Origin of the sequence: Paenibacillus sp. FSL A5-0031, assembly GCF_001956295.1 — a bacterium.
Lineage (GTDB): Bacteria > Bacillota > Bacilli > Paenibacillales > Paenibacillaceae > Pristimantibacillus.
Window position 1 is genome coordinate 1 of sequence record NZ_MRTD01000087.1, and the last position, 251, is coordinate 251.

A 251-nucleotide genomic window follows, 5' to 3' on the forward strand; every position below is an offset into this window, starting at 1 on the left:
GAAGTGGCTAAACACGGCAGACTGTAAATCTGCTCTCTCTGAGTTCGGTGGTTCGAATCCATCATCCTCCACCATTTTTTTACCTTAGGGGCATAGTTTAAAGGTAGAACAAAGGTCTCCAAAACCTTTGGTGTGGGTTCAATTCCTGCTGCCCCTGCCAATAAAAAATTTGAATATGGCGGTCGTGGCGAAGTGGTTAACGCATCGGTTTGTGGATCCGACACTCGGGGGTTCAATTCCCCTCGATCGCC

Annotated in this window: 2 tRNA genes; both read left to right on the top strand. The window is 48.2% G+C overall.

From position 1 onward, the window contains the following. Positions 1–86 precede the first annotated feature (86 nt). A tRNA-Trp gene (locus BK120_RS34455) sits at positions 87–160 on the top strand. A gap of 18 nt (positions 161–178) precedes the next feature. Then, positions 179–251, top strand: a tRNA-His gene (locus BK120_RS34460).